Origin of the sequence: Comamonas odontotermitis (genome assembly GCF_020080045.1) — a bacterium.
GTDB lineage: Bacteria > Pseudomonadota > Gammaproteobacteria > Burkholderiales > Burkholderiaceae_C > Comamonas > Comamonas odontotermitis.
In genome coordinates, this window is record NZ_CP083451.1 from 4308804 (window position 1) to 4335449 (window position 26646).

General features: G+C 62.8%; 26 protein-coding genes. 9 read left to right on the plus strand and 17 right to left on the minus strand.

Annotated features, from left to right (window positions below; all coding sequences use genetic code 11):
* Positions 1 to 28: 28 nt before the first annotated feature.
* From LAD35_RS19760 to LAD35_RS19770, 3 genes are read right to left on the minus strand one after another with little or no spacing between them, the layout of a single operon-like run.
* Positions 29 to 832 (minus strand): SPOR domain-containing protein, encoded by an 804-nt coding sequence (locus LAD35_RS19760; RefSeq protein WP_224150628.1) that lies wholly within the window; start codon positions 830 to 832, stop codon positions 29 to 31.
* Between the two features lie 39 nt (positions 833 to 871).
* A complete protein-coding gene (locus LAD35_RS19765; protein WP_224150629.1) occupies positions 872 to 1750 on the minus strand; it encodes a biotin--[acetyl-CoA-carboxylase] ligase in 879 nt (292 codons plus the stop codon).
* Positions 1747 to 2439 (minus strand): SET domain-containing protein, encoded by a 693-nt coding sequence (locus tag LAD35_RS19770; RefSeq protein ID WP_224150630.1) that lies wholly within the window; start codon positions 2437 to 2439, stop codon positions 1747 to 1749. Before LAD35_RS19770 ends, LAD35_RS19765 begins: the two co-directional genes overlap by 4 nt.
* A 160-nt stretch (positions 2440 to 2599) precedes the next feature.
* Here LAD35_RS19770 and LAD35_RS19775 point away from each other — a divergent pair, with 160 nt between their 5' ends.
* From LAD35_RS19775 to LAD35_RS19785, 3 genes are read left to right on the plus strand one after another with little or no spacing between them, the layout of a single operon-like run.
* A complete protein-coding gene (locus LAD35_RS19775) occupies positions 2600 to 5518 on the plus strand; it encodes a DNA topoisomerase III (RefSeq protein WP_224150631.1) in 2919 nt (972 codons plus the stop codon).
* A complete protein-coding gene (locus LAD35_RS19780) occupies positions 5518 to 6969 on the plus strand; it encodes a hypothetical protein (protein WP_224150632.1) in 1452 nt (483 codons plus the stop codon). Before LAD35_RS19775 ends, LAD35_RS19780 begins: the two co-directional genes overlap by 1 nt.
* A gap of 23 nt (positions 6970 to 6992) precedes the next feature.
* Positions 6993 to 7346, plus strand: a complete 354-nt coding sequence (locus LAD35_RS19785) for a hypothetical protein (protein WP_224150633.1) — start codon at positions 6993 to 6995, stop codon at positions 7344 to 7346.
* Positions 7347 to 7357: 11 nt separating this feature from the next.
* Here LAD35_RS19785 and LAD35_RS19790 read toward each other — a convergent pair whose 3' ends face one another.
* Together LAD35_RS19790 and LAD35_RS19795 are read right to left on the minus strand one after the other, a co-directional pair.
* The gene (locus tag LAD35_RS19790) at positions 7358 to 8401 is read right to left on the minus strand and encodes a phosphotransferase family protein (RefSeq protein ID WP_224150634.1); all 1044 of its coding nucleotides are present in this window, start codon (positions 8399 to 8401) and stop codon (positions 7358 to 7360) included.
* A 4-nt stretch (positions 8402 to 8405) separates the two neighbouring features.
* The gene (locus LAD35_RS19795; RefSeq protein ID WP_224150635.1) at positions 8406 to 9632 is read right to left on the minus strand and encodes an acyl-CoA dehydrogenase family protein; all 1227 of its coding nucleotides are present in this window, start codon (positions 9630 to 9632) and stop codon (positions 8406 to 8408) included.
* Positions 9633 to 9809: 177 nt separating this feature from the next.
* Between LAD35_RS19795 and LAD35_RS19800 the strand changes: the two genes are divergently transcribed.
* Both LAD35_RS19800 and LAD35_RS19805 read left to right on the plus strand, forming a co-directional pair.
* A complete protein-coding gene (locus tag LAD35_RS19800; RefSeq protein ID WP_377779261.1) occupies positions 9810 to 10604 on the plus strand; it encodes a tyrosine-protein phosphatase in 795 nt (264 codons plus the stop codon).
* A gap of 279 nt (positions 10605 to 10883) precedes the next feature.
* Complete coding sequence (locus LAD35_RS19805) at positions 10884 to 13193, plus strand: IPTL-CTERM sorting domain-containing protein (protein ID WP_224150636.1); 2310 nt, start codon at positions 10884 to 10886, stop codon at positions 13191 to 13193.
* 152 nt (positions 13194 to 13345) lie between these two features.
* Here LAD35_RS19805 and bla read toward each other — a convergent pair whose 3' ends face one another.
* From bla to LAD35_RS19825, 4 genes are all read right to left on the minus strand, one after another.
* The gene (bla, locus tag LAD35_RS19810) at positions 13346 to 14278 is read right to left on the minus strand and encodes a class A beta-lactamase (RefSeq protein ID WP_224150637.1); all 933 of its coding nucleotides are present in this window, start codon (positions 14276 to 14278) and stop codon (positions 13346 to 13348) included.
* Positions 14279 to 14500: 222 nt separating this feature from the next.
* Positions 14501 to 15118 carry a PadR family transcriptional regulator gene (locus LAD35_RS19815; protein ID WP_224150638.1) on the minus strand — a complete coding sequence of 206 codons (618 nt, stop codon included), beginning with the start codon at positions 15116 to 15118 and terminating at the stop codon, positions 14501 to 14503.
* Positions 15119 to 15235: 117 nt separating this feature from the next.
* A complete protein-coding gene (locus tag LAD35_RS19820) occupies positions 15236 to 15853 on the minus strand; it encodes a nucleotidyltransferase family protein (protein WP_224150639.1) in 618 nt (205 codons plus the stop codon).
* 7 nt (positions 15854 to 15860) lie between these two features.
* The gene (locus tag LAD35_RS19825) at positions 15861 to 16691 is read right to left on the minus strand and encodes a DUF4261 domain-containing protein (RefSeq protein ID WP_224150640.1); all 831 of its coding nucleotides are present in this window, start codon (positions 16689 to 16691) and stop codon (positions 15861 to 15863) included.
* A 114-nt stretch (positions 16692 to 16805) separates the two neighbouring features.
* On the opposite strand from LAD35_RS19825, the gene LAD35_RS19830 reads away from it, so the two are divergent.
* Positions 16806 to 17279, plus strand: coding sequence for an RDD family protein (locus LAD35_RS19830; RefSeq protein WP_224150641.1), 474 nt, complete (start codon positions 16806 to 16808; stop codon positions 17277 to 17279).
* Positions 17280 to 17333: 54 nt separating this feature from the next.
* On the opposite strand, the gene LAD35_RS19835 is transcribed toward LAD35_RS19830, so the two are convergent.
* The 7 genes from LAD35_RS19835 to LAD35_RS19865 all read right to left on the minus strand — a co-directional run bounded on the left by LAD35_RS19835 (position 17334) and on the right by LAD35_RS19865 (position 22898).
* Complete coding sequence (locus LAD35_RS19835) at positions 17334 to 18020, minus strand: YoaK family protein (protein ID WP_224150642.1); 687 nt, start codon at positions 18018 to 18020, stop codon at positions 17334 to 17336.
* A 24-nt stretch (positions 18021 to 18044) separates the two neighbouring features.
* A complete protein-coding gene (locus tag LAD35_RS19840) occupies positions 18045 to 18638 on the minus strand; it encodes a TMEM175 family protein (RefSeq protein ID WP_224150643.1) in 594 nt (197 codons plus the stop codon).
* Positions 18639 to 18654: 16 nt separating this feature from the next.
* Entirely contained in the window at positions 18655 to 19371 is a 717-nt protein-coding gene (locus LAD35_RS19845; protein ID WP_224150644.1) for a YoaK family protein, read from the minus strand.
* Positions 19368 to 19808: a DoxX family protein gene (locus tag LAD35_RS19850; RefSeq protein WP_224150645.1), complete on the minus strand. Its 441-nt coding sequence runs from the start codon at positions 19806 to 19808 to the stop codon at positions 19368 to 19370. The genes LAD35_RS19845 and LAD35_RS19850 overlap by 4 nt, the downstream gene beginning before the upstream one ends.
* A gap of 11 nt (positions 19809 to 19819) precedes the next feature.
* Positions 19820 to 21718: an amidohydrolase gene (locus LAD35_RS19855; RefSeq protein ID WP_224150646.1), complete on the minus strand. Its 1899-nt coding sequence runs from the start codon at positions 21716 to 21718 to the stop codon at positions 19820 to 19822.
* 159 nt (positions 21719 to 21877) lie between these two features.
* Entirely contained in the window at positions 21878 to 22165 is a 288-nt protein-coding gene (locus LAD35_RS19860; RefSeq protein WP_224150647.1) for a XapX domain-containing protein, read from the minus strand.
* Positions 22166 to 22199: 34 nt separating this feature from the next.
* Positions 22200 to 22898, minus strand: coding sequence for a hydrolase (locus LAD35_RS19865; protein ID WP_224150648.1), 699 nt, complete (start codon positions 22896 to 22898; stop codon positions 22200 to 22202).
* A 203-nt stretch (positions 22899 to 23101) separates the two neighbouring features.
* On the opposite strand from LAD35_RS19865, the gene LAD35_RS19870 reads away from it, so the two are divergent.
* The gene (locus LAD35_RS19870) at positions 23102 to 24052 is read left to right on the plus strand and encodes a LysR family transcriptional regulator (RefSeq protein WP_224150649.1); all 951 of its coding nucleotides are present in this window, start codon (positions 23102 to 23104) and stop codon (positions 24050 to 24052) included.
* Between the two features lie 25 nt (positions 24053 to 24077).
* On the opposite strand, the gene LAD35_RS19875 is transcribed toward LAD35_RS19870, so the two are convergent.
* Positions 24078 to 25034 (minus strand): DMT family transporter, encoded by a 957-nt coding sequence (locus LAD35_RS19875; protein WP_224150650.1) that lies wholly within the window; start codon positions 25032 to 25034, stop codon positions 24078 to 24080.
* A gap of 343 nt (positions 25035 to 25377) precedes the next feature.
* On the opposite strand from LAD35_RS19875, the gene LAD35_RS19880 reads away from it, so the two are divergent.
* Both LAD35_RS19880 and LAD35_RS19885 read left to right on the plus strand, forming a co-directional pair.
* On the plus strand, positions 25378 to 25761 hold the full coding sequence (locus tag LAD35_RS19880) for a VOC family protein (RefSeq protein ID WP_224150651.1): 384 nt from the start codon (positions 25378 to 25380) through the stop codon (positions 25759 to 25761).
* 197 nt (positions 25762 to 25958) lie between these two features.
* On the plus strand, positions 25959 to 26570 hold the full coding sequence (locus tag LAD35_RS19885) for a class I SAM-dependent methyltransferase (protein ID WP_224152834.1): 612 nt from the start codon (positions 25959 to 25961) through the stop codon (positions 26568 to 26570).
* Positions 26571 to 26646: the final 76 nt, after the last annotated feature.

The window sequence follows — 26646 nt, forward strand, 5'->3', positions numbered from 1 at the left end:
CCTGTGGCTGGAAAGCGGGGCGCTCCTGTCAGGAGCAGGCCTGCAGGTCCTTGCCATCCATCACATGCCAGCTTTGCACGCGCTTCTTGGTGGCAGCATCAACGCGTGGCAGGCGCAGGGTGTAATTGATGGTCTCGGGCCGGTCCACCACCACCTTGGCGCCGCTCACGCCCTTTTTGCCCATGGCGGCCAGGTGGCGTTCTGCGGCTTCCTCGGTGGAAAAACGCCCCAGAGAAATGCCAGGCTCCAGGCTCGCCAGACGGGCGCGGTCGGTGCTGATGTCCAGCGCGCGCAACTCTTCGCGGCGTTTGTCCAACGCATCCTGGCTGCTGAACTTGCCGACATAGACCATCCAACGGCCCGCAGAGGTGGTGGAGTCGAGCTTCCAGCTGCCTTCGGGCAACTTGGCCAGTTGCAGACGCAGCGCCTCCACCTGCTTGGCATCGAAGCTGCCTGCCACCAGGCATTCCCGTTTCTCTGGCTTTTCGGGCTTTTCGGGCTTTTCAGCAGGCTTCTCGGCCAGCTTGTCTGTCGATTTGTCCGCAGGCTTTTCTGCCGCTTTGTCGGGCTCAACTGCTGGCTTGCCAGTTGCTTCCGAGGCTGGGTTCACAGGCGCCTCAGCGGCAGGCGCCGCGCTCTGCACCTGTTTTTGCGCCTGCTCCATTTCCTCGCGCGTCATGATGCGCAGCGCTTCGGGATTGACCTGCTGCTGCAGGCGCTCGGGCTCGGCCGGGTTTTCAGGCGCCCAGCCCAGGCTGCGCAGCATGCCGTGCGAAAACGCGTAGTAGCCCGCATTGGCCAGCAACAGTAGCACGATGGCAAAACGAATCATCCCGACTTTTCCCTTGTCTTGGTCTGCACCGCCCGTGCGTCAGCCCTGCATCGGCGCCTGGGGGCGTACGCTGATCTCGGAACTGGTCACGCCCACCAGACCGGCGGCAGTCTGCACCTGCAGCGCACCATCTGCGGCCACGCCCTGCGCGACTCCCTGGGTGCCATCGCTCAAGCTTACCGCACGGCCTGCCAATGCATCACGTGCAGCAAAACGCTGTTGCAGCGGCGCAAATCCCTGGCGGGCGAACGCCTGCACGGTAGCCACCAGCGCGGGTACCACGGCGGCCAGCGCCTGCGGCGCATCCCAACGGCCGTCCACCATCTGCAAACTGCCGGGCACGGTGGAAAGGCCATCGCCCTGCGGCGCACGCACATTGATGCCGATGCCGATCACAACATAGCGCAACGCCTGTTGCGGATCAAAATACCCACCTGCGCTTGCTGTATGGGCACTGCCTGCTATGAAACTTGCAGTTTCCACCAGAATGCCGGCGAGCTTGCGGTCGCCCGTCAGCCACAGGTCGTTGGGCCACTTGAGGCCGATTTTCGGCGCCTGCAGCGTGGCGTTGCCTGCAGCAGGCACCTGCGGCTGCAGGCTTTCCGCCACGCTCACGCCCACGGCCAACGACAGGCCGGACCAATCGCGCGGCGCGAGCGGCAGGCCCAGCGAGAACATCAGCGAATCGCCCACTTCGCTGCGCCAGGGGCGGCCCAGGCGGCCACGGCCTGCCGTCTGCTGCTCGGCCACCAGCAGGATCGGCTCCTGCCGGCCCTCACGCGCGCGGCGCATCAGCTCGGTGTTGGTGGAGTCGATGCTGGGCACGATCTCGATCGTGAAGCCCGGCAACTGTGGCTCTACAGCCTGCCAGATGGCCTCTGCAGGCCAACGGATGGGCTCCTGGCTGGCTGCGGTCATGCGCGGGTCTTTGCGGAAGTTCTGGCCTGTCTGGCCTTGGGTTTGGCCTTTGGCTTGGTTTCTGTTTTGGCTTTTGGCTTGGCCTTCGATTTTGGCTTCGGGTCTGCCTTGGCTTTGTTCTTGCGCTCAGCCTTGGCCTTCGCTGTGGTCTTGCCGCCTGTCTTGGGCTTCTGGCCAGGCTCGGCCAGGTCGCTGGCGGGGCCCTTGGGTTTCCAGCCCCGCTTGGGTGCCAGCATGGTGCCCCGGCAGTCCGCCGCGCCACAATGGCAGGCATAGTCGGCCTTCAGCTTGGCGGTGTAGCGCTCTTCGATGATGAGTCCGTAGTCGTAGCCCAGCTCCTCGCCAGCGCTGATATTGCGCAGCGCGCTGATGAAGATGCGATCCTCCACCTCTTCGGCAAAGCAGTTGGGATCGCAGCTGTGGTTGATCCAGCGGGCCGAGTTACCGCCATCGCCGCCATCGATCACGCGGTTGCCGTCGATCTGGAAGAAGAAGGTGTGGTTCGGGTGGGCTGGATCGTGCGGATGGCGGCGCTGGCTCTCCTCATAGCTGATGACCTTGCCCGCGTATTCGACAATCACTTCGCCTTCTGCGATATCCTGCAGCGCAAAAACGCCCCTGCCGTGCACGCCGGAACGCCGTACCTGGATACGGCGGCCTGTTGAAAAATGGGGGACATTGCTCGGCATGGGAATTTTTCTGCTACTTTAAAAATAAGCACATGCGCATGTGCGCGTACGTACATGCAGGCGCCCGCGCACATGCGCGTGAAGCGTGCATTGTAAGAGCGTGCTCAGAGAGCCAGCAATTCACAGCGTTGGCAGACCCCAGATTGATGAGAGTGAACCCATGTCCAAGACCCTGGTCATTGCAGAAAAGCCGTCCGTTGCGCAAGACATCGTCCGCGCGTTGACGCCGGTGGCAGGCCAATTTGCCAAACACGACGACTACTTTGAGTCGGACAGCTACATCGTCACGAGCGCGGTGGGTCACCTGGTGGAGATCCAGGCGCCGGAAGAATTCGATGTCAAGCGCGGCAAGTGGAGCTTTGCCCACCTGCCGGTGATCCCCCCCTATTTCGAGCTCAAGCCCGTCGACAAGACCAAGACGCGCCTCAATGCCGTGGTCAAGCTGGCCAAGCGCAAGGATGTCACCGCCCTCATCAACGCCTGTGACGCGGGCCGCGAAGGGGAGTTGATCTTTCGCCTGATCGAGCAGTACGCCGGTGGTGCCAAGGGCGGCCTGGGCAAGCCCATCACGCGCCTGTGGCTGCAGTCGATGACGCCGCAGGCCATCCGCGAGGGTTTTGGCAAGCTGCGCACCGACAGCCAGATGCAGGGCCTGGCCAACGCAGCACGCAGCCGCTCCGAAGCCGACTGGCTGGTGGGCATCAACGGCACGCGTGCGATGACGGCGTTCAACTCGCGCGATGGCGGCTTCTTTCTGACCACCGTGGGCCGCGTGCAGACCCCGACCCTGTCGCTGGTGGTGGAGCGCGAGGAAAAGATCCGCAAGTTCGTCAGCCGCGATTACTGGGAAATCCACGCCGAATTCGGTGCGCAGGCCGGCAACTACCCAGCCAAATGGTTCAACCCCGCCTGGAAGAAGAGCGATGACGCCGAGGCCAAGGCCGACCGTGTGTGGAGCCTGCAGGAGGCGCAGGCCATTGCCAACGCCGCACGTGGCAAGCCTGCCACCGTCACCGAAGAGAGCAAGCCCACCACACAGGCTTCGCCCTTGTTGTTCGACCTGACCAGCCTGCAGCGTGAAGCCAACAGCAAGTTCGGCTTCTCTGCCAAGACGACGCTGGCCCTGGCCCAGGCCCTGTACGAAAGGCACAAGGCCCTGACCTACCCGCGTACCGATTCGCGCGCGCTGCCTGAGGACTACCTGCCTGTGGCGCGCCAGACCTTCGAGATGTTGGCACACAGCAGCATGCAGCAGCTCGCGCCTTTTGCGCAGCAGGCCATCGGAGCCAACTACATCCGGCCATCCAAGCGCATCTTCGACAACAGCAAGGTGTCCGATCACTTTGCCATCATCCCGACCACACAGGCTCCTGGAGCACTTTCCGACGCCGAGCACAAGCTCTATACGCTGGTAGTGCGCCGCTTCATGGCGGTGTTCTTCCCCAGCGCCGAGTACCAGGTCACCACCCGTATCAGCCAGGTCGAGCAGCACCACTTCAAGACCGAGGGCAAGGTGCTGGTCAAACCCGGCTGGCTGGCGATCTACGGCAAGGAAGCCGCCCACGAAGTGGAAGACGCCAAGGACGGCGACAAGGGCCAGAACCTGGTGCCGGTGCAGCCCGGAGAGAAGCCGCTCGCCGACCCCGTCGATCCGAAGGTCCTCAAGACCAAGCCGCCTGCCCGCTACTCCGAAGCGACCCTGCTGGGTGCCATGGAGAGCGCCGGCAAGCAGATCGACGACGACGAGCTGCGCGAAGCCATGCAGGAAAAGGGCCTGGGCACGCCAGCCACGCGCGCGGCCATCATCGAAGGCCTGTTGACCGAAAAATACATGCTGCGCGAAGGCCGCGAGCTGATCCCCACAGCCAAGGCCTTCCAGTTGATGACCCTGCTGCGCGGCCTGGAGGTGGAAGAGCTTTCGCGCGCCGACCTCACTGGCGAATGGGAATACAAGCTGGCGCAGATGGAAAAGGGCCAGCTCTCGCGCGAAGCCTTCATGGCCGAGATTCAGTCCATGACCGAGCGCCTGGTCAAGAAGGCCAAGGAATACGACCGCGACACCATTCCCGGCGACTACGCCACCTTGTCCGCACCCTGCCCGAACTGCGGCGGCGTCGTTAAGGAAAACTACCGCCGCTATGCCTGTACCGGCATCCACGGCAATGGCGAAGGCTGCGGCTTCTCGTTCACCAAGTCGCCCGCAGGCCGCACTTTCGAGACTGCAGAGGCCGACCAGTTGCTGCGCGACCGCAAGCTGGGACCGCTGGACGGTTTCCGCTCCAAGGCAGGCTGGCCGTTTGCCGCCGAAGTGGCCATCGTGCGCGACGAGGACAACAACAACTTCAAGTTCGAGTTCGTGTTTGAAGACAACAAATCGGACGAAGAATCGGGCGAATTGGTCGATTTTGGCAGCCAGAACGCGCTGGGCGCCTGCCCCAAGTGCGGCGCGCCGGTGTTCGAGCATGGCGCCAACTACGTGTGCAGCAAGGCCGTACCCACAGCCCAGCAGCCCACGCCCAGCTGCGATTTCAAGAGCGGCCAGATCATCCTGCAGCAACCGATCGAGCGCGACCAGATGGCCAAGCTGCTGGCCACCGGCAAGACCGACCTGCTGGACAAGTTCATCTCCAACCGCACGCGCCGCAGCTTCAAGGCCTTCCTGGCCTGGGACAAGGAAGCCGGCAAGGTGAACTTCGAGTTCGAGCCGCGCGAAGGCAAGTTCCCCGCGCGCAAGACAGCGGCCGCCAAGACGGCCACCAAGACCGCAGGCAAGACGACGGGTGCAAAGGCCACCAAGGCCACGAAAACGGCAGAGAAGACTGCAACCAAGGCCCCCCGCAAGACCACCGCCGCATCGGGCAAGACGCCAAGCGCAGCCCTGGCCGCCGTGATCGGCAGCGCGCCGGTAGCTCGCCCCGAGGCCGTCAAGAAGATGTGGGAGTACATCAAGGCCCACAATTTGCAGGATCCCAAGGACAAGCGCACCATCCTCGCCGACGACAAACTGCGCCCCGTGTTCGGCAAGGACAGCATCGGCATGTTCGAGCTGGCTGGCGTTCTGGGCCAGCATCTGGGTTGATGCGGCCGATTGTGCGAAAGAAGGCCCTCTTCGCTGCCGCCGCTGTCTGCGCCATCGGCGCGGCGATCGCCGTCGCGGCCCTGTACCCACGCGGAGATGTGCCTGCGCACATCGCTGTGTTTACGCCCGACGGCATCAACCCAGAACTCATCGGCAAGGTAGCAGGCGCCCATATCAACGTCTTTGAGCCAGGCCTGCTGGAGGGGCGGCTTCAGAAAGTGGTGGGCAGCAACACCCGGGTGGACCTGGACCTGGGGCCGGTGCTCAACCGTATCCGGCCTCCCGCGCAACTCACTACCGAATATGGCATGGATGCGCAGCGGCAGCGCAAGCTGCTCGCACCGCTTGCGTCCAACAAGCTGCGCGACATCCCTCCCGATCCGGAAGCCATCGCCATCCTGCGGCCCTACATGGAGCTGATCCAGCGCTACCAGGCCCAGGTGGCGACGGTCTTTGTTGCAGACGAGCCTTATCTCAACGGCATCTCCAAGGCAGAACTGGAGCGCACGGCAAAGACGCTGCGCATGCTGTTTGCCGAGTACCAGATCCAGAATGTGAAGCTGGGGGTGATCTTTGCCAGCGGCATGGTCAATGCCGACTTTGCCAGAATGGTGGATCGTGAGGCCAGCCGGTACGTGCGCAGCATCGACCAGTACTATCAGGCCTTGAGCGAGAAGGCCCAGGCCGGCACTGCCGCGGCGGACGAACTGCAATGGCTGCAGCACATCGAGAAACACCGCCTCACCACCTATGACAGCGCTGGCAACATGTATCTGGCCGGTGGCCTGCCCCAAGGGTATGACCTCTTCGGGTTCGACTTCTACCTGTCCACCGTGTTGCAGGACGCGCTCTACGAAAACATGCTGCCCGAGCTGCAAAAGCACGCTCCGCGCGGAGCCTGCGAGATCGAAAAGTTCAGCAAGGTATCCGAACTGCGTGCGCAGCTCTCCTTCTACCAGGATGGCCCCATCGTCCAGTCCGCTGCGGGCAACGGCAATGCGTCCATCGATAGCGCCCGGGACAAGGACCGCCACCTGCTGGACCAGTTGTACACATGCCGCATGGCCGCTGCCACGAACATGCTGCGCAAGGAAATCGCCAAAGCAAATAGCAAGGCCAAGATCATCCTGGTCACCGAGTCCAGCAACAACGGCGTGCTGGAATTCGACGCCAGACAGAACATCGAGCCGGGCCAGCCTCAGTTGCTGATCGAGTCTCGTGTGCTGGACGAAGTCAAGCGCGCCCTCACCTTCTATGACAAGGAGCGCAAGCGCGGCGATATCGAAGCCTTGGAGTTCTTCACGTTTGACAACACCTACGACAAATCCATTCATCTGAACATAGGAGGCTTCGTGGACATGCCCTCCGTCAAGGCGCATATCTTCAAGGCCTCGGAGCAGATGATGTGCCGCAGCCATCCCAAACCCCAGGCTGCACTGGCCTGCCAATAGCCTTGTGTTGACTGGACAGCCCCATGTACATTCGCCGCACCCACCGCATCCTTCTGGGCCTGGCCATTGCACTGGCGATGGTTACTGCCATCGTTGCCTGGCGCGGCCCGGCAGTGCTGGACGAAGCCCGGGACACAGCGAGCGCCCTGCTCAAGAAGGCATCCAGTCCGCCGCCGCCCTCCGCAGATGAGCAGAAACGCAGTCAGACGCGCCGTACAGCTGATGCGCAAGGCAAGCCTGCAGCTGTGCCGGCGCAGCCACGCAAATGCATCCAGAACGGCAAGACCATCTATACCGATGCCCCATGCCCTGCGGGCAGCGAAGAGCAGGTGGTGCCAGAGAATCTATCGGTCGTACCAGGGAATGCGGCGCGCTGAATACGGCAACGCTATCGCTGCTGGCGCATGAAGCGCTGCGCGCACTGCCAGCCCAGCTCGGCCAGCGGCCCCGCCTTGGCGCCAGTGGCCACTGCATCGGCCGCCGCCGCCGTGCCATCGGCAGCGCGCTGTGCAATGCCGTACAGGATGGCGGCCATGCGGAACAGGTTGAAGGCCAGGTAGTACTCCCACAACGCCCCAGGACTGCGGCCCGTTGCGTTGGCGTACAGCTGCAGGTACTGCGCTTCATCCGGAATGCCGAGCGCAGCCAGATCCAGCCCGCCGATGCCGCGCCACAGATCAGGCGATACGCGCCACGCCATGCCATGGTAGGCCAGGTCGGCCAGCGGATCGCCCAGGGTTGAAAGTTCCCAGTCCAGCACGCCAATGACGCGTGCCTCGCTGGGGTGCCACACCAGGTTGTCCAGCCGGTAATCGCCATGCACCAGCGTGGTTGCATCGCCTTGCGGCAGGTGCTGGGGTAGCCAGTCGATCAGGCGGCGCATGGCATCGTTGATGGGCACGGACAGCTGCAGGCTCTGCTGACCCCAGCGCTTGACCTGGCGTGCCACATAGCCACCGTGGCGTCCGTAATCGGCAAGACCCACGGCATCGATATCCACCTGGTGCAGCGCGGCGATGACGCGGTTCATCTCGCCATACAGCGCAGCGCGCTCGGTGCGGCCCAGCTCCGGCAGGGCCGGGTCCATGAAGACGCGGCCTTCGAGAAACTCCATCAGGTAAAACGGCGTGCCCAGCAGTTGCGGGTCGCCGCAATAGGCCAGCATGCGGGGCACGGGCACATCGCTGCCCGCCAGCGCGTGCATGACCCGGTATTCGCGGTCCACCGCGTGCGCACCCGCCACCAGCGGCCCCGGCGGCTGCTTGCGCAGGACCATCTGCCGGTCACCTGCCTGCACGCGGTAGGTGGGGTTGGACTGGCCGCCAGCGAGCACACTGACACTCACAGGCCCGCCTTGCGTCAGGCCTGTGTCCTTCAGGTACTTTTGCAGCACTGCGCTCAATTGGCTTGCGTCAATAGCTTCCGTTTTCATAGCGTCAATGCAGCAGTGGAGGAATGGTGCAGATCGCATCAGGCACGCCGCGCTCTGCATCCGGGTCCTTCTCGGCCGCCTGTACCAGCTTGCGCGCCATGCTGAAGCGGTGCACTTCGCTCGGGCCGTCGTAGATGCGAAAGGCCCGCATGTCCATGAAGATGCGCATGACCGGTGTCTCCATGGTCACGCCCTGCCCACCCAGCATCTGCACGCAGCGGTCCACCACGCGCCATTCGGCCTCGGAGCACACCACCTTGGCGCGGCTTGATTCGTAGTTGCCCTGCTCGCCCTGGTCCAGCAGCCACGCGGTGTGCCAGATGTGCAATCGCGCGGTATGCAGGTCCATGTCGTTGTCTGCCAGCATGAAACCCACGCCTTCGTGCGATGCCAACGGCTTGCCGAAGGCGGCGCGGCGGCGCGTGTAGGCCAGGGCGACGTCCTGCGCGCGGCGGGCCTGACCCAGCCAGCGCATGCAGTGTGTGAGGCGCGCGGGCGCCAGCCGAATCTGCGCGTAGCGAAAGCCCTTGCCCACCTCGCCCAGGATGTCGCCCGCTGGCACGCGCAGCCCGTCAAAGCGCAGCACGCCATGGCCGCCGGTAAAGCACGCGTCCATCGCATCCATGCTGCGCTCCAGCACAATCTCGGGGCGGTTCATGTCTGAGAGGAACATGGTGGCGCCGCCGTCTTCGGTGCGCGCCATGATGATGGCGTAGTCGGCGCCTTCCGCGCCGGTAATGAACCATTTGTGGCCGCTGATCAGGTAATCGTCACCATCGCGCACCGCCGTGGTGGCCAGCGCCGCCGGGTCCGATCCGGCGCCAGGCGCGGGCTCGGTCATGGCAAAGCAGGAACGCAGTTCACCCGCCACCTGCGGGCGCAGCCAGCGTTCTTTCTGCGCGGGGGTGGCCACCTCCTCCATCAGATGAATATTGCCTTCATCGGGCGCGTGGATATTGAGGGCCGTAGGGCCGAGCCATGAGTAGCCAGCTTCCTCAAACACCACCGCCTTTTCGACATGGCTCAGGCCCAGGCCGCCCAGCGCCTTGGATGCATGGGGAGTGAGCAGGCCTGCAGCACGCGCGCGGCCCACCAGCTCGCGCCGCAGTGCCTCGCTTGGGCCGTGGCTCGACTGGCGCTCGTCATTTTCGAGCGGAATCACCTGCTCGGCGATGAACTGGCGCGTCTTGTCGCGCAGCGCTTGCAGTTGGGGAGAGAGAGAAAAGTCCATATCGGCGCCTTGCAGTCAGATGGCGCCGATGTTGCCACGCACTACCCCAGCCCAGGTCGCAATAGCGACAAAAGCGGCCACCCACAGCGCGCTATGGTGTGCCGGCAAGGTCTTCGATTTGCCCCTACCAATCACCTGCACGACAGCTGTGTCACGAGAGTGGGCTATAACCCTTGCATGGATACGATGAACGCGGCGGTGGCGCCGCAACCACAGGCCACCACACTTCCCGAACGCCACCTGCCGCTGGCAGGCACCACCAATTTCCGCGACCTGGGCGGCTACCAGGGCCTTGATGGCGGAAAGGTACGCTGGCGCACCCTGTTTCGCTCCGACCATCTGGCGCACCTGACGACAGAATCGCAGCGCACCTTGCTGCAACAGCTGGGCGTGGCCCGCAGTGCCGATTTTCGCGGCCAGCGTGAGCAAACCATCGACAACTACCGCATCGACGGCCTGCTGCACCATTCGCTGGCCATCGAACCGACTGTCGTGCAGCGCGCCTTCACGCTACTGCAGCAGGGCGAGAACCTGAGCGCGGCGCACACCATCGAGCTGATGCAAGACACCTACCGCAGTTTCATCCACGACAACGCTGGCCAGTTTGCGCAGTTTTTCCAGATGCTTCTGGCAAGTGACAAGCCGCTGGTTTTCCACTGCACCGCAGGCAAGGATCGCACCGGCTGGGCCGCCACCTTGCTGCTGATGACCCTGGGTGTGCCGCGCGATGTGGTGGTGCACGACTACCTGCTGACCAACCAGTACTACCACCGCCCCGCAGAAGCCCGCGCCGCGGCTAGCCACATCCCCGAAGAAGTGCTCAATGTGTTGTGGAAAGTGCAGGAGCCCTTTCTGACTGCCGCACTTGACCCGGTCTTGCAGCAGTACGGCAGCGTGCCCTCCTATGTAAGCCAGGTGCTGGGTGTGGACGCCAAGGCGCAGGCCCGGCTGGCACAGATGTATCTGGAATAGCCCTTTCCTGAATTCATAGCACCCGACGCCGGCTGCGCTTTGCAGGCCGGCGTTTTCATTTGCAAAGCAAGCAAGGGGTTCACCGAACCCTGCGCAGCTTTGCCCGCACCCATCCCCTCCGAGAAGTCACACCTATAAAGATAGTATTTATCTATCAAATAGATAATCTATTGATTAAATCACCATTTATTACTAATCTTTCAATGTTGATCAATTTTTCAAATCAAAAACACGAACTCTGCCTCCTGGATCTCGGGCGGGGTTTCGATGGAGGAACACATGGACGTCAAGAGAACTTTGAGAAAGGCATGCTCAATTGGCCTTGCCGCAGTGGCGCTTGCCTGTACGCCCATCGCCTGGGCACAGAATCTCACCTCAAAAGGCACAGACTTTTACGCGACTTTCACCCAGAACTACAACACCACGGTTCAGTCGCTGGATCTGTTCATTTCGAGCACAGAGGCAGCTACCGGGACGATTGAATTTCTGGAAACCGGAACGAGCCAGCCGTTCACTACCACCCCCAACCAGGTGCTGCGGGTACAGGCGCCACCCTCAAGCCAACTCACCACCAACATGGTGATCGAGAAGAAGGGCATCCATGTCAGCTCCGACAAGGAGATCAGCCTGTACGGGCTCAACAACCAGCCCTTTACCACTGACGCCTTCCTCTCCCTGCCGACTGCTGCGCTTGGCAACTCGTACCGCGTGGCAAGCTACATTCCGACACCGGGCTACCAGTCGTCAACGGCCATTGTTGCCACCCAAGACGGCAGCACCATCACAATCACTCCCACGGCAGCGGTGCTCGCCAACCCTGCCAACACCCCCATTAATATCACCCTCAATCGGGGAGAGACGTACCAGATCCTCTCGGCAAATGACCTGACTGGCAGCTCTGTCACGTCGAACTTGCCGATTGCAGTCCTGTCGGGTGCCACCTGCGTCAATATTCCGACATCGTATTCGGCCTGCGATATGTTGACGGAGCAGATGATTCCCACGACATCATGGGGCACGAGCTTTTTCATGGCGCCCCTCGCCAGCCGGTCGGGCGGGGCAAGATACCGCGTCCTGGCGGACCAGGCAGATACGACCATCACGGTCAACGGAGTTGTGGTTGCCACCATTGGTGCTGGGGCGTTTCACGAGCTCAACAGCACGGAAGCGCTTTCCATCCAGACCAGCAAACCCACGTCGGTCATCCAGTATGCCAACAGCAAGGATTTTGATCCCACCAACCCCACGGGAGACCCATTCATGATGCTGGTGCCTCCAGCGGGCCTCTACATCAATGACTACACCCTGGCGACAGCGGATGCCGATCCTGCCTCGCCCCGCTTTACCGAGAATTACCTCGGCATCGTCAGCCCTATCGACCCGGCCACGCAACAACCCGTGGATGTATCGCTGGATGGAGTGCTGATTCCCAAGACAGACTTCATTCTGAGCCCCCAGGGTGATTTCTTCTATGTCAACAAAAACGTGATCCCTGGCTCATACCACATCAGCTCACCTGTCGGCGTCGGCGTTACCATCTATGGCTTTACCAGCTATGACTCATATGGCTATGTGGGTGGCCTGGGTCTGGCAAAGATCTCCAATATCAAGGAGATCAAGCTGTCTCCCGCAGAAGACGCCACCCGCTGGGTGAACGAGCAGTACTGCATCAACGCCCTCGTCACCGATATGTCGGACGCCCCCCTGGACAGCGTGAAGGTGGATGTCACACTCTCCGGAGTCAACCCGCAGATTTCCAGCATTTTTACCGACGCCTCGGGCAAAGCACCGTTCTGCTACTCCAGCAGCATGGCAGGCACCGATACCCTGGTGCTGTCTGCTGGCGGAAAATCTGCGACGACCAATGTGAAATGGCTGCAAAGCGCCAGCGACGCAACGCTGACCCTGACACCTGCAACCGCCAGCAACCCGATCAATACCCAGCAGTGTTTTGTCGCCACGCTGGTCGATGCCGCCAGCCAGCCTCTGGCCAACATGGCCATCGCCTTCGACGTTGCAGGCGTCAACCCCCAGCAAAGCTCGGCAACCACCAACGCGGCGGGCGAGGCCCAGCTTTGCTATGGCGGAGCCAATGCGGGCAATGACACGGTATCGGCAACCAGCGGCCCGCTCAAGCAGACCTCCACGGCAGCGTGGACGGTAACGCCCCTGTCACAGACGCTGAATCTCTCGCCCATCGCGCTCACCAGCCCAGTCAATATCACCCAGTGTTTTACGGCGACCTTGACCGATACGAACAACCAGCCTGTCCCCAATCAGGCGGTGACGCTTGTGGTCAGCGGGGTGAACACGCAAAGCAGCAGCTTCACGACGGACAGCGCAGGTGCTGCCAAACTCTGCTACACCAGCACCGTGGCAGGTGTGGACACCATCACCGCAACTGCCGACAGTGAGATCAAGTCTGCCCGTGCCAAGGCACTGCAGGTGCGCACGGCAACCATGACGTGGCAGGCAGGCGGTGCTGCACAGCCTGCACCTGTGCCGGCCTTGCATCCGGCCGCCTTGGTACTACTCACTTCGCTGGTAGGTGGCTTTGCATGGCGCCAGCGCCGCCGGGCCGAGCGCTGAATCGCTGAAAGCCCATGAAAAAACGCCGCCTGTGCAGATACAGGTGGCGTTTTTTATGGGAAAGACGCATTCATAGCATTGGTGCCAGGGGGCCGGAAAAAGCCGGGCAACCATGTCTGATGCGCCATGGCGCCGCCATTGGCCGCTAGAAATCAGCCGTTCTCGTTCTGTATCTGCTGGTACCACTGTCCAATCGCGGCTCCCGCCTGGGCCAGCACCGCATCGCCCTGTGCAAAGTTCTGCGTCCCCCCGGTCAGATAGGCGGAAATGATCAGGCCTTCAGACCGCGCATTGGGCCAGACGATCAGAGTGTCGCCAAAGGTGGCGTGCGCTCCCGAGCCGGTTTTTCCTCCCGCCTTCCAGTCCGCAGGCAGGCCGGCACGCACGCGCTTGTCGCCGGTGCGGCTGTCGATCAGCCACTGCTGCAGCATGGCGCGGCCATAGCCCTTGAGCACATCGCCCAGGAGCAGCGCCTGCCATGTGCGGTTCATGGCCTGCGGCGTGGTGGTATCGCGCTCATCGCCCGGCTCGGCGGTGTTCAGGCTGGGCTCGGTGCGGTCCAGGCGCGTGGTCTTGTCGCTCACCTCCCTGCGCAGCCAGGCGGTCAGCGCGGCAGGGCCGCCAGTGGCACCCAGAATCAGGTTGGCGGCGGTGTTGTCGCTCAGCACGACCACGGCTTCACACAATTCCAGCACCGTCATGCCACCAGGCTGACCAGCGTACTTTTCGGTCACCGGCGAGTAAGTCACCAGATCGGTCTGCGCGATAGCCACCTGTCGGCCCAGATCCACCTGTCCGTCCTGCGCCAGATGCAGCACATGGGCCGCCAGCAGGGTCTTGAAGGTGGAGCACATCGGGAAACGCTCGCGCGCACGCCAGCCAGCCTCGCCGCCCGTGACGGCGTCGTACACATAGATGCCCATGCGCCCGCCGCTTTGTTTTTCAATACCGGCCAATGCGCTTGCCAGGGCCTTGTCCGCCTTGGGATGGGCGGCCACCCTGTGGGCGCAACCGGCCAACCCCAGGCCCGTTGCTGCTGCAAAACCAGCGGCCAGGCCGCTTGCTACCAATTGACGTCGCTGCATATCGATCTGCTTATTTGTTGCGGTAAAAGGGTGCAGAGCACACCTGCTCCAGCATAACGCAGGCTGGCAGCTGTTCGCGTCAGTGCGCATCCACCTTTGCGCATTCCGCGCGTCTGTGTTGGCTATGTTTTCAGTAGCATCATCCGCTTACCCATAAACCCCAATCGGCGTTTTTCAGGCAGCCCTGTCAAAAAGGCACTGCAAATGGGGGCCATTCAGCGTTCAGACCTTTTCGATCTTCAGCGCCACCTCATCAAGCAGCGCGGCAATCCTGTCCACCTGCGCAGCAGACAGCGCCGTCTCGCCGTCACCCGCCATCTTCAGCCGCAGGGCCATCTTGAAGTTCTCGATGGCGCGCACCAGTTGCGGGGGGCGCTGGCGGGCATCGCGGTCCTTGCCTCGGGCCAGACGTGCCAGCAGCAATTGCAGCGCATCCGCCTGCTCGGTCAGGGCCTGCTCGCCTTCCGGGGTAATGGTGTAGCGCTTGCGCCCGCCTGCGGATTCGCTGGCTGTGGCGTGGCCCATGTCCACCAGATAGCTCAGCGTGGGGTAGATGGTGCCGGGGCTCGGCTGGTAATCGCCGCCGACCAGCTCGCCCACTGCGCGAATCACGTCATAGCCATGGCTCGGTTGCTGGCCGATCAGGTGCAGCGCCAGCAGCTTGAGGCCCCCGGCTTCGAACATGCGCTCGCGCTTGTGCGCCAGATGGCGCTCGGCGTCGGGCCCGTGACCGCGCGGGCCATGGTGATGGCCGCGGCCCGGCCCGCCCTCATCGCCATGTCGTCCGCGCGGGCTGCACAGATGGTGGTCGTGGTGAAAGTGATGGTGTGGATGTGGCATGGAAGAAATTCCTCATTAAGATGCATCTAAGATATATCTTATAAAAAGGAATTTCAAGAGGCAATTTGTAAAGATGGCTATCGCATACCCAGGAATGATGGGTGACAGCAGAGCGGCTCATGTGTTGCAGAGGGTCAGTTTCGGCCATCTCTCCAAAAAACGCTTGGACCGGACACGGTGCATGAATGCCTCAAAAGGCACCCTGCGCGGATTGTGGCGGAGTCGCATCTCGAACAGATCGCTCAGGCCGAAGGGAGCGACGACATGCAGGCCATCATCCAGATCCAGGTAGACGCCCACACAGGTCGCCGTTTCCGGCCATGTGGCAAGACCGTCCACCAAAGAGGTCAATGGTGCCACCTCCTGCCCGAAAACCGTGGGATACCAGGTATGCACCTGTGCCTGGTTGACCACCTCCCACCTGAAGCCCGGGAGCAAGGCGCTCAGTTGCTGCGCAAGCTGGACATCAAGGCCGTGCGGGGCGAGCGCGTCGAAAAAGGCAACATCTGCGTCCGGCACGCTTGAAGGCTCGTGATATCCATGCAGGTGGTCCCACACCATTGCCCTGATGATGCCCGCACCCAGGCACCAGGAATGCAATCCCAGGGAGCGTATTGCCCTCAATGCGGCCATCAGCGTTTCGGAAGACTGCACCAAAGTGCACAAGCGCTGCTCATGACTAATTTCCGGCGTGGGAGCCGTTGACGGGCTTGCCTGTTCGTGCTGAGACTGCATGACAGGGTCAATCCTTCGTCGGCAGCCTGTCCCCAGCCCGCACATCCACCACCACCCGCTCTGGTGCTGCCAATGCGTCCTCATGCTGGCACGGCCATTTGTGCTGCCCGTCTATGCTGGTGAGCGTGTGACCGTCCTGGATGACATCGCCGTGCTGGATGAGGTACACGCCGGTATTGAACAGAAACCGGGAGACCTCGGCCGGCTCCAGGGTCTGAAAGTGCAGTTGCACATCGGGCACGCCAAAGGCGGTGGCACCCAGCGTATCCATCAGCATCTCGCCGGGGCGGTTGCTGATGTTGAAGAAACGCACATTGAGCACGCCGTAGTAAAGGAAGCCATCCGCATGGGCCTGCAGGTAGCGCTGCGGATCGAGCAGGCAGCCCGCATTGGTCTGGCTGATGGCGGTGATACCGCCGTTGCCGATCAGCACATGCATGACAGCCTGCAGAATCTCCAGGCGTTCCTCTGTACCCAGCCCCCGGCCCATGAACTCGCTCACCAGCACGCAGTGCTGGCACTGCGCAAGCGCCGCCTCCTTCTCGGGCCAATCCCAGGTCTGCTCCAGTGCGCTGGCGTACTCGGCGGCATCCAGTGGCTGATCGGCACGGATGATGGCGATCTCGCTGGGCACGCCCTTTTTGTCGCTGTAATCAACGGTGTAGTCACGCAGCGCCAGCAGGATGGTGTCGCCACTCGACACCAGCTCGACCTCACCCAGGCGCTCGGCCAGCGCGGCGCGCAGGGTCTCGCCATCCAACTGCGGGGGCTGGGCGTAGAGTGCTTCGAACGCCCACATATCGGGGGCCATGCGGGGGCTGGAATCGGTTGGAGCCATGAGCGTGCGCAGCAGTGAAAGAAGCGTGCATCTTGCCATGGAGACGCTGCAGCTGCGTTACCTGCGCTTTACCCACAGGTTCTATGATGGTGCAACGCAAATGGAGCAGCCAGCATGGACGGCAATGATCTGGAGTATGTGGGTTTCTGGGCGCGCGTAGGCGCGGCGCTGATCGACACGGTGGTGTTGATGCTGATCATCACCCCGGCGCTGGTGGCGGTGTACGGGTGGGAGTACTTCTTTGCCGATGGATGGGTGCAGGGCCCAGCCGATATGCTGATCAGCTGGGTGCTGCCGGCAGTCGCCTGCATCTGGCTGTGGCACAAGCTGCGGGCCACGCCGGGCAAGATGCTGATCGGCGCTGAAATCGTGGATGCGGACACGGGCGAAGCAATGACGGTAGGCCAGTCGGTGCTCCGCTACCTGGGCTACTTCGTATCCACCATCCCTCTGGGGCTGGGGTTGATCTGGGTGGCATTCGACCCACGCAAGCAGGGCTGGCATGACAAGATGGCCAATACCGTCGTGGTGCGCAAAAAGGGCGGGCGTACGCAGGCGGTGGCATTCAAAGGCTCGGACAAGCCTTGAAATCATGCGTGTCGCGCAGCTGCAGACCGCTTACGCTCCTATCGCGATAGCAATTTACCCCGCCTTCGGCGTCCAGCGCAACGTCAGCGCCGCAACCACCGGAGGCAACACAAAACACCACATGCCCAGGGCGACGTAGGCCAGAGCCGCCAGCGCGCAACCCACGGCAAAGCTGGCGATGGCGGGGAGCATCTTGCGCAGGCGACCGGTGGCCGCCTTGCGCCCCTCACCTTGCAGGCCCTTGAACAGGTCCGCCAGATCGATCATGACCTGGGTGGTATTGCCTGTCATCAAGGTTGACGGCGGCAATTGGGCCAGATGCATGCGTTGCATGGCATTCTGCACCGCCATCGCGCACACCATCAGCATGCCAGCGGCAAATGCGGGCAGCGCGTCGCTGTCGGCAAAGGGGCCAAAAGCCAGCATCAGTGCCGCCGCCAGTGCCAGCAGCAGCACCTGGGCCGCAACCAGGCGGCGCATGGGTGCCTTTTGCCGCGCCACCATTGCGTTGCTGGCCAGACGCGTCAGCACCACCGCGGCGCAGAAGACAGGCAGCGCCAGCAGCTTGGAGACCGCACCTGCGCTGCCGTGGATCAGCGCCGCGCCGAGTGTTACGAAGTTGCCTGTCACATGCGCCGCAAACAGGCCATTGAGCGCCAGAAACCCCGCCGTATCCACATAACCGGCGTTGAAGCCCAACAGATGGCTCAAGGGAGCGGGAGTGGTAGCGGCTTCTGGCATGGGCAATCCTGACGAGGGTGGAGTTCAAGGCTGCTGGCCGTCTTGCCGGGCCAGGTATCTCTCGATCCGCGAATCAGGCAGGAACCAGAGCGCAGCCATCGCAGTGAAAATGGAAAACGCAGCCATGGTGCTGTAGAAGCTGACGACGATGGCCAGAGCGTACACCGGAAGGGATATCTTGCCCTTCAGGTCCTTTCCGAGGGTGTTGGCAAGCACGGAATCCTTGCCTTCCGAGACGATGATGACACGCTCCAGCCCCCAGTACGAGAGCGCGCACATGAACAGTACTGCAGCGTAGAGCGCCGTGGGCAGCGCCAGCAACCCCGATTTTCCAGCCCAGGTGGTCGTGAGCGGAATCATGGTGAGCCAGAACAGCAGGTTCAGGTTGGCCCACATGATGCGGCCATTGATGCCACGCACCACCAGGAAAAGGTGGTGGTGGTTGTTCCAGTAGATACCGACGTAGATGAAACTGAGCACATAGCCAAAGAAGTTGTGCGCTTCCTTCCACAGGCCGACCCAGGTGAATTCGGCAGGCAGCTGGATCTGGTAGAGCATCAGCGTCAGGCTCACCGAGATGACGCCGTCGCTGAAGGATTCAAGCCGGCCTTTGTTCATGGCGATGCTCCGTCCGTCAGAGGGGCTGCTGGCGAAAGGCCAGGCTGGCCAGGTACAGCACGGTCAGCATGAAAGGCAGCACACTCCAGAAACCCAGGTGGTGGTATAGCACCGCGCCCAGAAAGGCGCCCAGCACAAAGCCCCCCACGATGCTGCCGCTCCTGAGCAAAGCCTGGCCCTGCGCGCGGCCGGGCTGGCGCACATAGTTGGACAGGTCGATGCCGAACTGCGTGGTGTTGCCCGTCATCATGGTGCTCGGGCTGATGTGCTTGATCAGCGTCTTGCTGGCCGTGTTGCGTATGGCCAGTGCGATCAGGCCCAGCCCTCCGGTCAGCGCCAACGCAGCGGCATCCGGGTTGCGGAATGGCTCCAGCTGCAGGCCGGCAGCCATGAAGCCGATGAGAAATACGGCCTCTGCCACAAACAGCCAGCCCAGGGTTCGGTGAGGCCGGGGCGACCGGCTGCAGCGGTCTATCCACATCTTGGTGAGCATGACCGTGGCAATGAACAGCGGGATCGCTCCCAGCTTGATCCACAGGCCTGCCCCGCCTTTGACAAATGCCGCCCCAGCCAGCACCAGATTGCCGGTCACATGGGCGGTGAAGAAGCCCAGCAGCGCGATGAAACCGATCGTGTCGATGGCGCCGCCCACAATCGTGAGCAGCACAGGCGCGCGGCATTGCACCCAAAGACCCGGCGCCGCAACAGGCGATGTGCCGTCGGCATCCATCATGCGGCCTCCTTTTCTCGCAGATCCAGCCAGGCCACCAGCAGAAAACCGCCCACCAGGCCCAGATGCTCGGAAAACGAATTGGCAGCCATGAATCGCTCCTGACCCGGGGGCAACTCCCAGAACCGCAGTGCCAGCAAGGTGGCCAGCAGCGTGAAGCCACCCAAGGCCAGCGCGCCCAGCCAGCGCAGCCGCCCGATGAGAATCAACGCCGAAGCACCCAGCTCCAGCGCTATCACGAGCCCTGCGAATACGGGCGCGGGCGCCAGCCCGAAATGCGCCATCTCCGCCATGGCGGCGGGAAAATCGCTGAGCTTGACCAGCCCGCCCTGCAGATACGCCGCACACAGAGCCAGGTACGCCAACCAGCGCAGGGCTGTGCTGCCAAAGACCGGACGCGCCATCGCAGCCAGGCGGCCTTCAAGACGCAGGCGTGTCATCCCGTCCCCTCTCAAACCATCCAGCATGAACACCCCAGCGCGCCAAAGAAGCTCTTGGGGTCAGACGACGGCACGCTGGAGGCCCAGGCATCGGCATGGCTGTGGCCATGCAGACCACAATGGGTACCGCAACCGCAGGCAGCAGCCATATTGTGGTAGCGGGCCGGGTTCAGCGAGTTTCTGCCAGCGCCCTCGGGCTCACCCCAGGCACCATAGCCCTTGAAGGTGCGCGTGGGCGACCAATCCGGCATGGCCGGGGGCAGCGGATTATCGTCCAGCGCAGCAAAATCGCTCTCGCCATAGACCACACGGCCTCCGACGACGGTCAGGTGCGAAGTGAGGAACGATATTTCGTCCTCCGGCACCTGGAAGAAGTCCTTGCTGGGAACGATGAAGTCGGCCAACTGGCCTGCCGAGATGCGGCCACGCCTGCCTTCCTCGTTGCTGAACCAGGCGACGTTCTCGGTCCACATGCGCAGGGCCGTCTCACGGTCCAGCAGATTGCGCTGCGGGTACAGCTGCATGCCGCCCAGCGTCTTGCCCGTCACCATCCACGACAGCGACACCCAGGGGTTGTACGATGCCACACGCGTGGCGTCGGTGCCTGCGGAGACCTTGACGCCCTTTTCCAGCATGCGCTTGACAGGTGGCGTGGCTTCGGCGGCGCGCGCGCCGTAGCGCTCGATGAAGTATTCGCCCTGGTAAGCCATGCGGTGCTGCACGGCAATGCCACCGCCCAGCGCAGCGATGCGGTCGATGGATCGGTCGGAGATGGTCTCGGCATGATCGAAGAACCAGTGGATGCCGGTCAGCGGCGTGTCGCGGTGGACTTTCTCGAACACATCAAGCGCGCGGGTGATGGTTTCGTCATAGGTTGCATGCAGACGCCAGGGCCAGCGGTTCTGCACCAGCACGCGCACCACTTCTTCGAGGTCACCCTCCATATTGGCGGGCATGTCGGGGCGCGGCTGGCGAAAGTCTTCGAAATCGGCCGCCGAATACACCAGCATTTCGCCCGCACCGTTGTGGCGGAAATAATCGTCGCCCTGCTTGTATTTGACCGAGGAGGTCCATTTGAGAAAGTCGGCCTTCTCTTCCTTGGGCTTTTGCGTGAAGAGGTTGTAGGCCAGCCGCACTGTGATCTGCCCCGCATCGGCCAGCTTCTGGATGACCTCGTAATCCTCCGGGTAGTTCTGAAAGCCACCACCCGCGTCGATCACACCAGTCACGCCCAGGCGGTTGAGCTCGCGCATGAAGTGGCGCGTGGAGTTGACCTGGTAGTCGAGCGGCAACTTGGGGCCCTTGGCCAGCGTGGCATAAAGAATGGTGGCGTTGGGCTTGGCCAGCAGCAGGCCGCTGGGGTTGCCTGCAGCGTCATGCACGATCTCGCCACCGGGCGGCGCCGGGGTGTTCTTGGTGTAGCCCACCGCACGCAGTGCAGCACCGTTGAGCAGCGCGCGGTCGTACAGGTGCAGCAGAAACACCGGTGTGTCGGGGGCAATCGCATTGATCTCCTGCAATGTGGGCAGGCGCTTTTCAACAAACTGGTGCTCGGTAAAGCCACCCACCACGCGCACCCACTGCGGCGCCGGGGTAACGGCCACTTGGCGCTTGAGCATGTCCAGCGCATCGGCCAGCGAGCGCACGCCATCCCAGCGCAGCTCCAGGTTGTAGTTCAGGCCACCGCGCACGACATGGGTGTGGTTGTCGAACAGGCCGGGCAGCACGCTCCTGCGCTTCAAGTCCACGCGCCGGGTATTGTCGCCCGCCAGGGCCAGAATCTCCTGGTCATCGCCTACCGCAACAAAACGACCGGCCTTGACCGCCACGGCGCTGGCCAGGGGCTTGCTACGGTCCAGTGTGGTGATCCGGCCATTGAAGAAAATGGCATCGGGATGGGTGTCGGACATGGTGGAAGCTCCTTGTTGGTCGGCGGCGTCAGCTGGGCGGCCCCATAAGCCGCCCAATGCCAGAGATGTTGCAGCGCTCAGAATGTTTCGGCGGGAAGTCATGTGTCTACCTCTCTGAAATGTCCGAGCGGCGCCGCGCTCGGCGGGCCCGCTGCGGGCTCAGGCTTGCGGGTCGCCGGGTTTGGTTTCTGCCGCCTGCCCAGGCGCAGCTTGCCGCCCGGGCAACTGCCCCAGCACATGCTCGGTGGCCTGCGTCTGTTGGCAGGCCGCGCCGAAAGCCGTACCACGCAGCAGTTGCTTGCCTACAGGAATGGCCTGCTCCCCCACCAGAATGCCCAGCAGCCCCACCAGGGCCACCAAAGGGGGCGCTGGCGAGCGCACCTGAAGCAAACTGTAGACCACGCCGACCAGAAGGCCGGCGCCCAGCGATAGTGCATAGAGCTTCATGGCATCGTGCCTGTTCGGACTGCTGCGGATACGGTCAGGCCTTGGCCGGGTTGGGGCCCACGCGCTCGCCGTGCTGCGCGCGCTCGGGCGCCTTGTGCACCATGGTGTAGGCGTAGTCCACGCCCATGCCGTAGGCGCCCGAATGCTCACGCACGATGTCCATCACCGCATCGTAGGTGCCGCGGCGTGCCCAGTCACGCTGCCATTCCAGCAGTACCTGCTGCCAGGTCACGGGCACCACACCGGCCTGCACCATGCGGTCCATGGCGTAGTTGTGCGCATCCAGCGATGTGCCGCCCGAGGCATCGGCCACCATGTAGATTTCATAGTCGGTATCGTGCAGGCACGACAGGGCAAACGTGGTGTTGCACACTTCGGTCCACAGTCCCGAAACCACCACTTTCTTGCGGCCCTGGGCAGCGCCCGCTGCCAGTGCATCGCGTACGTTCTGGTCGTCCCAGGAGTTCATCGAGGTGCGCTCCAGAATCTGGTGCTCGGGAAACACCCCCAGCAGCTCGGGATAGGTGTGGCCAGAGAAGCTCTCGGTCTCCACCGTCGTGATCGTGGCCGGAACGCCAAAGACCTTGGCCGCCTTGGCCAGGCCTACGACATTGTTCTTGAGTACCTGGCGGTCGATGGACTGCACGCCAAAGGCCATCTGGGGCTGCTGGTCGATGAAGATGATCTGGCTGTTGGCCGGTGTCAGGATTTCGAGAAGGTTGGTTCTGGACATGGTGACCGCTTTCAAATGCTGAAGGGCTGAATTGGGAGGCAGGAACCGGAGATTCCGGATTCAGTGCAAGGGCAGTCTAGAAGCCAGACATGGTGTTGAGAAGCCAAGGAATGGAATTCCACCCTTTCCATTTTTGACATCCACAAACCCGGCTGGTACTGGCATATTGCAGGGGTGTTTCAATGTGCCGAGCGGCCGATGCCATGAACAAATTGCCAGATCTGGAAGCGTGGGCGATCTTTGCCAAGGTTGCGGAAACAGGGTCATTCGCCCGCACCGCAACAGAGTTGGCCTTGTCACAGGCCACGGTGTCCAAAGCCATCTCCCGCCTCGAAGGGCGGATCAAGACCAGCCTGTTTCACCGAACCTCACGGCGCATCACGCTGACCGACGCCGGAGCGGGCGCCCTGGAGCGGGCATCGCGCATCCTGCAGGAGGGAGAAGCCGTCGAAGCCGATATCACCGACCGTTCGGCGAGCCTGCGAGGGCAGTTGCGCATTGCAGCGCCGATGTCATTCGGCATCACGCGGCTGGCACCGGTCCTGCCCCGGTTCATGCAGATGTACCCCGATGTGGAGTTGCACCTTCAGTTTGCCGACGAACAGGAGGATCTGGTCCGCGACCGGTTCGATCTGGCATTGCGGATTGCCAATCTCGGCGACTCCAGCCTGATCGCGCGCCGGTTGTGCCAGGTGCCGATCCTGCTGGTGGGCGCTCCTGAATACTTCAAACGCCATGGCCATCCCAGCCACCCCAGCGAGCTGGCGCAGCACAAGGGCCTGCAATACAGCCTCGCGCACTATGGAAAAACCTGGCGCTTTCGCCACGCAGAGCATGGTGAATATACCCAGGCGATCCCTTTTCAGCTGCAGGTGAACAATGCCGAGGCGCTGCAGCCCGCCTTGCTGGCGGGCATGGGCCTGGCCTTGCAGCCCTCTTTTCTGGTGTGGCAGGAGCTGAGCGATGGCCGTTTGCAGACCACGCTGCCTGGCTGGGAGGCCGATGTGCTCTCGCTCAGCATCGTGACTCCGCCCAGCCGCACCCGCCCGGCGCGGGTACAGGCATTCATGGACTACGCTGCGCAGGAGTTCCAGAGCAAGCCTTGGGCGCGGGTGGAAGAGGAATGCGCAGTTCTGGAGCCTCCGTCGCAATGACCGACCATGCACCGCGCCAGCTCATTCAGCCTGCGCGCGCTGCTCCGGCCAGAGGCGCGGGCTGGCGGCGCCCCCAGTTCATCACCGCCGTGCCAGCCACCGCCAAGGCGCCACCCACGAGCATGGATGCATCGACCTGCTCACCCAGCCACAGGGCCGAGCAGATGACACCGATCACCGGCACCAGGGTGATGTAGCCTGACGCGGCGCCCGCACCCAGCGCCTTGACACCATCAAAATACCAGGCATAGGCCAGGGCCGTGGAGCCCCAGGCAAGAAACAACAGAGCGCCCCATGCCGTGCTCCCCGCATGCACAACGCCAGCCATGCCTTGCGGGCCTTCCACCACCAGGCTGGCCAGCAGCAGCATGATCGCCCCCATGGTGGAGGTGACTGCCGTGGTCGAGAGCGCATCCACCCCGGTCAGGATGGCCCGGCCGATCAGGGTATAGCTCACCCAGCACACCACGCAGCCCAGAATCATCAACTCTCCCACGCCTACGCCGGAGCTGAGCAGTTGCAGCGGATTGCCGTGCGATATGACGAGCGCCGCGCCCATGGCGGCCACCAGCATACCCAGACCAATGATGCGATTGAGCCGTTCCTTGAAAATCCACGCTGCCAGCAGCAAGGTGACCACCGGGTTGAGGGTGATCACCAGGGCCGCCTTGCTCGCTGGCAGGTGTTGCAAGCCACTCAGAAAGAATGCGGCGTAGCCAAACACCCCCGTCGCGGCTGCTGCAGCCATGCCCAGCCACCGCCGGGCCGACCAGGTCTTGAGCTGGCCCATCCCCCCTGCCATGTACATCCATGGCAGCAGCACCAAGGCCGCGAGCACAAAGCGCAGGCCCGATGCGGCCAGCGGCGGCATGTGCTGCGCCACCATGCGCCCGGCGGGCCACGACGCCCCCCACAGCAAAGCCATGCCAATCAACCGCAGGTGCGAAGATGCCTGCGGGCCAAGAATTTTCTGGAGGTTCATAGTTCGGTACACCGCGCACTTGCGCTCCTTGTCCATCCATATGCCGTAGAGCGGGCAATGGTTGCAAGCTGCATCGACTATAGCGACAAGCGCAGATGGCTGTGCAGGCCGCCCCACACGGGCGACTGCGCAACAGGGGCATGCGCGCACCCGGTTGCCCGCTCCATGAAATATTTATGAAAACAGCATCCAGCGCCCACCAATAAAGCACTGTCAGCTATCAAATTATTGTCTTCATACCCCAGAAACCGCCCACAGCAATTGTCACGCGCATAACGCGGCACGCAACCCCTTTCTCGTTATAGTGGCCGCTGCACTATTGCATCCCCCACTGGAGACAACCATGTTCAACCACATCATGCTGGGCGCCAGCGATCTGGAAAAATCCCGCCAGTTCTACGACGCCTTTCTGGGCGTACTGGGCGTGCCGCCTGGCAATGCCAACAAGAACCGCTATTTCTGGCGCGGCAATGGCGGCACGTTTGGCGTCGGCACCCCCATCAACGGCCAACCAGCCACCTTTGGCAATGGCAGCACCACAGGTTTTGCCGCCACCAGCCCCGAGCAAGTGAATGCCGCGCACGCCGCAGGCCTTGCCAACGGCGGTGTGACCTGCGAAGACCCGCCCGGCTGGCGCGGCGAAGGGCCTGGCGCCCTGTATCTGGCCTATCTGCGCGATCCGGACGGCAACAAGCTGTGCCTGGCACATCGCAAACCCAAGGAGTGATTTGCCTGTCTTTCGATAGCAATCTTTCCAGACAGGACGGGCGGTAACGCCCGTTTTTTACTGCCGGGTAGCTCCTGTGCCAGCACAGACCGCCATGGTTTCGCAAGAAATACCGCAGCGCGCCGCCAGTATCGCCATCTGCGCCATACTGCCCGCTCAGCGCTCCGCCCGGCAGCGCTCAGCAGCAAAGGACGATGGTGCAATCAGCGGACAAGGGATGGTTTGACGAGGCGTATTACCAGCGCTTTTATTTCGACAAGAAAACCAGTGTCGTCGATCCGGCCCATGCCGCGCGTCTGGGCGCCTTTGTCTGCAGTTACCTGCAATATGTGCGGGTGCCGGTACGCCGTGTGCTCGATGTGGGCTGCGGAATCGGCCTGTGGCGTGATGCGATTGCGGAGCACTTTCCCTCTGCCAGCTACCACGGTGTGGAACTGAGCGAATATCTGTGCCAGCGCTATGGTTGGGAGCGCGGCTCCGTCGTCGACTACCAGCCCGCCGAGGGCGAGCCGTTTGACCTGGTCATCTGCCAGGGCGTGCTGCCGTACCTGAGCCCCACCGATCTGAAGCTGGCGCTGGACAATCTGGGGCGCCTGTCCTGCGGCGCCCTGTATGTGGAAGCCGTGGCCCGCGAAGACTATGAACGCGACATCATCGACGACACGCTCACCGATCCGCGCCTGTTCCGCCACCGCGCCGCCTTGTACCGGCGCGGGCTGGCCCAGGGCTTTACCGAGCTCGGCGGTGGCGTATGGCTGAGCCGCCGTGCCGAGGTGCCACTGTTCGCGCTGGAAGCGCTGAGCGACTGAGAAATCTGCCCCCAAGCAGACCAGACTGCCCAGCACCCCGTCGCGGCCAGGCCTCTTTGGCCACGCCAAAGCCGCT

Bases quoted from the DNA above. Each gene is read 5' to 3' on its own strand.
- LAD35_RS19760 (WP_224150628.1), bottom strand. From the start codon at position 832: ATGATTCGTTTTGCCATCGTGCTACTGTTGCTGGCCAATGCGGGCTAC.
- LAD35_RS19765 (WP_224150629.1), bottom strand. From the start codon at position 1,750: ATGACCGCAGCCAGCCAGGAGCCCATCCGTTGGCCTGCAGAGGCCATC.
- LAD35_RS19770 (WP_224150630.1), bottom strand. From the start codon at position 2,439: ATGCCGAGCAATGTCCCCCATTTTTCAACAGGCCGCCGTATCCAGGTA.
- LAD35_RS19775 (WP_224150631.1), top strand. From the start codon at position 2,600: ATGTCCAAGACCCTGGTCATTGCAGAAAAGCCGTCCGTTGCGCAAGAC.
- LAD35_RS19780 (WP_224150632.1), top strand. From the start codon at position 5,518: ATGCGGCCGATTGTGCGAAAGAAGGCCCTCTTCGCTGCCGCCGCTGTC.
- LAD35_RS19785 (WP_224150633.1), top strand. From the start codon at position 6,993: ATGTACATTCGCCGCACCCACCGCATCCTTCTGGGCCTGGCCATTGCA.
- LAD35_RS19790 (WP_224150634.1), bottom strand. From the start codon at position 8,401: ATGAAAACGGAAGCTATTGACGCAAGCCAATTGAGCGCAGTGCTGCAA.
- LAD35_RS19795 (WP_224150635.1), bottom strand. From the start codon at position 9,632: ATGGACTTTTCTCTCTCTCCCCAACTGCAAGCGCTGCGCGACAAGACG.
- LAD35_RS19800 (WP_377779261.1), top strand. From the start codon at position 9,810: ATGGATACGATGAACGCGGCGGTGGCGCCGCAACCACAGGCCACCACA.
- LAD35_RS19805 (WP_224150636.1), top strand. From the start codon at position 10,884: ATGGACGTCAAGAGAACTTTGAGAAAGGCATGCTCAATTGGCCTTGCC.
- bla (WP_224150637.1), bottom strand. From the start codon at position 14,278: ATGCAGCGACGTCAATTGGTAGCAAGCGGCCTGGCCGCTGGTTTTGCA.
- LAD35_RS19815 (WP_224150638.1), bottom strand. From the start codon at position 15,118: ATGCCACATCCACACCATCACTTTCACCACGACCACCATCTGTGCAGC.
- LAD35_RS19820 (WP_224150639.1), bottom strand. From the start codon at position 15,853: ATGCAGTCTCAGCACGAACAGGCAAGCCCGTCAACGGCTCCCACGCCG.
- LAD35_RS19825 (WP_224150640.1), bottom strand. From the start codon at position 16,691: ATGGCTCCAACCGATTCCAGCCCCCGCATGGCCCCCGATATGTGGGCG.
- LAD35_RS19830 (WP_224150641.1), top strand. From the start codon at position 16,806: ATGGACGGCAATGATCTGGAGTATGTGGGTTTCTGGGCGCGCGTAGGC.
- LAD35_RS19835 (WP_224150642.1), bottom strand. From the start codon at position 18,020: ATGCCAGAAGCCGCTACCACTCCCGCTCCCTTGAGCCATCTGTTGGGC.
- LAD35_RS19840 (WP_224150643.1), bottom strand. From the start codon at position 18,638: ATGAACAAAGGCCGGCTTGAATCCTTCAGCGACGGCGTCATCTCGGTG.
- LAD35_RS19845 (WP_224150644.1), bottom strand. From the start codon at position 19,371: ATGATGGATGCCGACGGCACATCGCCTGTTGCGGCGCCGGGTCTTTGG.
- LAD35_RS19850 (WP_224150645.1), bottom strand. From the start codon at position 19,808: ATGACACGCCTGCGTCTTGAAGGCCGCCTGGCTGCGATGGCGCGTCCG.
- LAD35_RS19855 (WP_224150646.1), bottom strand. From the start codon at position 21,718: ATGTCCGACACCCATCCCGATGCCATTTTCTTCAATGGCCGGATCACC.
- LAD35_RS19860 (WP_224150647.1), bottom strand. From the start codon at position 22,165: ATGAAGCTCTATGCACTATCGCTGGGCGCCGGCCTTCTGGTCGGCGTG.
- LAD35_RS19865 (WP_224150648.1), bottom strand. From the start codon at position 22,898: ATGTCCAGAACCAACCTTCTCGAAATCCTGACACCGGCCAACAGCCAG.
- LAD35_RS19870 (WP_224150649.1), top strand. From the start codon at position 23,102: ATGAACAAATTGCCAGATCTGGAAGCGTGGGCGATCTTTGCCAAGGTT.
- LAD35_RS19875 (WP_224150650.1), bottom strand. From the start codon at position 25,034: ATGAACCTCCAGAAAATTCTTGGCCCGCAGGCATCTTCGCACCTGCGG.
- LAD35_RS19880 (WP_224150651.1), top strand. From the start codon at position 25,378: ATGTTCAACCACATCATGCTGGGCGCCAGCGATCTGGAAAAATCCCGC.